This is a genomic window from Sphingomonas sp. (assembly GCF_048594985.1).
Lineage (GTDB): Bacteria > Pseudomonadota > Alphaproteobacteria > Sphingomonadales > Sphingomonadaceae > Sphingomonas_I.
Genome location: NZ_JBMDXG010000319.1, coordinates 1 through 2,088 on the forward strand (window position 1 = coordinate 1; position 2,088 = coordinate 2,088).

At 67.4% G+C, this 2,088-nt stretch carries 2 protein-coding genes and 1 pseudogene; 1 reads left to right on the top strand and 2 read right to left on the bottom strand.

The window, feature by feature from the left end; translation table 11 throughout:
• Nucleotides 1-81 precede the first annotated feature (81 nt).
• Complete coding sequence (locus ACOJSF_RS13125; RefSeq protein WP_420142647.1) at nucleotides 82-543, bottom strand: hypothetical protein; 462 nt, start codon at nucleotides 541-543, stop codon at nucleotides 82-84.
• Nucleotides 544-562: 19 nt separating this feature from the next.
• Between ACOJSF_RS13125 and ACOJSF_RS13130 the strand changes: the two genes are divergently transcribed.
• On the top strand, nucleotides 563-1,564 hold the full coding sequence (locus ACOJSF_RS13130; RefSeq protein WP_420142648.1) for a bile acid:sodium symporter family protein: 1,002 nt from the start codon (nucleotides 563-565) through the stop codon (nucleotides 1,562-1,564).
• A 28-nt stretch (nucleotides 1,565-1,592) separates the two neighbouring features.
• On the opposite strand, the pseudogene ACOJSF_RS13135 reads toward ACOJSF_RS13130, so the two are convergent.
• Nucleotides 1,593-2,088, bottom strand: a pseudogene (locus ACOJSF_RS13135) (GNAT family N-acetyltransferase); the annotation flags it as partial.

A 2,088-nucleotide genomic window follows, 5' to 3' on the forward strand; every position in this document is an offset into this window, starting at 1 on the left:
GCGATCCGCCGCCCACCCCGGTCATGCCGACAAGGACGCCGACCAACAGGCCCGCGAGCGAGTATAGCAGATCGACGTGCATCACCGCAGCCTTGCCGATCGGCGCACGAACAAGCCGATCGCGACGGCCGCCGCCGCGACGACGACGTCGAGCGCGAAATCGGCCCAGGCGCCGTGCCGCCCCACCGCCATCCAGAGCTGACCAAGCTCGATCGCGCCCCCGAGCGCCGCGTTCGCGGCCAGCACCCACCAGACCGACAAGCGCGGATAGGCGGCCATCATCAGCCACGGAAGCACGAGAAAGGCGAGCGAGTGCCTGATCGTGCCATCCTCGATAACCCCGCCCGCCGGTCCCGGCGTCAGGGCAAGATACAGGACCGCCGCGACCGCGACGCACAAGACGGCTCGTGCCGCCGACATGGAATACATGCCTTCTCCCGATAGTTGGTGGTGACGTTCGATCCGCATGGCACTACCGGACACGCGAATCGACGACGGCGGACGGTAGTGCTTTCGGCGCTGCGATTGCCCGAACCGGTTCATCGTTCGCGTAGGGAATGCCATGTTCACACTCGTCAAACGGATCGATCGCTACAGCCTGATGCTGTTGGCGACCGTGCTCGTCGCGACGGTGTTGCCGTGCCGCGGTGAGGTCGCCGCCGCATTCAGGATCGTGACCGTGGCGGCGATCGCCCTGCTCTTCTTCCTGCATGGGGCAAAGCTGTCGCGCGCGGCGATTTTGGCGGGAATGGCGAACTGGCGCCTGCATCTGGTCGTGTTTGCACTGACCTTCCTGGTCTTTCCCGCGCTCGGCATCGGCTTTCGTGCGATGGGCGAATGGGTCGTCTCGCCAGCGCTCGCTTCGGGGATGCTGTTCCTCGCGCTGTTGCCGTCGACGGTGCAATCGTCGATCGCCTTCACCTCGATCGCCCGCGGCAATGTCCCCGCGGCCGTTTGCAGCGCCTCGGCGTCGAACCTGGTCGGCATCCTTCTGACGCCGCTTCTGGTCGCGGCGCTGATGGACGGGGCGGGCGGCGGCGGTGTGAGCGGCGGCGAGATCCGCACCATCGCCCTTCAGCTTCTCCTTCCCTTCGTCCTGGGTCACGCGTCGCGTCCGCTGACCGCGCGAACGGTCGAGCGTCACAAGGCCGTGCTGTCGCTGGTCGATCGCGGATCGATCCTGCTCGTGGTCTATACCGCGTTCAGCGCGGCGGTGGTGGAAGGGCTGTGGGCGGCGGTCCCAGCGTGGCAGCTGCTGGCGGTCGTTGCCCTGTGCGCCGCGATGCTCGCGATCATCATGGTCCTTGCCCGAACCGTCGCCCGGCGCCTGGGCTTCTCGACCCCGGACGAGATCGCGATCCTCTTCTGCGGCTCGAAGAAAAGCCTCGCTTCCGGCGTGCCGATGGCAGGCGTGCTGTTTCCGGCTGCGCAGGTCGGTGCCATCATCCTGCCGCTGATGATCTTCCACCAGCTCCAGCTGCTTGCCTTCGCGGCGATCGCGCAGCGCTATGCGCGCCGCGCGCCCGACGCCGATGCGGCGAGGAACGCGGTGCTGGCAAGCTGATCGCGCCATGGCGGGCAACAACAATGCCTCAGGGTTCGCGAGAGATTGCCGGCACGGGCTGACCGTTCGGCAAGCGCCAGTGGATCACCTCGTGCCAAGCGAAGAGTAGAAGGCCCACGGCCAGCGGCAGCAGGAAGTAGACCGCGCGGAACACCAGCAGCGCGCCGAACAGGGCGGCGCGATCGAATTCCGGCAGCGCGAGAAGCATCACCACCTCGAACACGCCGACACCGCCGGGCGCGTGGGTGATGAGGCCGGAAACCAGTCCCGCCAGATAGGCGAAAAGGACGAGCGGAAAATGCGCCAGCGTCGCGTCGGGAAGCAGCACGAACAGCGCGGCGGTCGCGATCGTCAGGTCGAGCACGCCGAGCCCGAACTGAACGAGCGCCATGCGAACCCCCGGCACCGGGAGCGTCCAGCCGAACAGGTTGATCGGGCGCCCGGCGCGCCAATGCAGACAGCCAACATAGGCGAGCATGCCGACCAGTCCGACGATGCCCGCCGCCATCTGAAGCGGCGGGGCG

What these genes read in the sequence shown, in the direction of transcription:
- ACOJSF_RS13125 (WP_420142647.1), bottom strand. Translation starts at nt 543, where the DNA reads ATGAACCGGTTCGGGCAATCGCAGCGCCGAAAGCACTACCGTCCGCCG.
- ACOJSF_RS13130 (WP_420142648.1), top strand. Translation starts at nt 563, where the DNA reads ATGTTCACACTCGTCAAACGGATCGATCGCTACAGCCTGATGCTGTTG.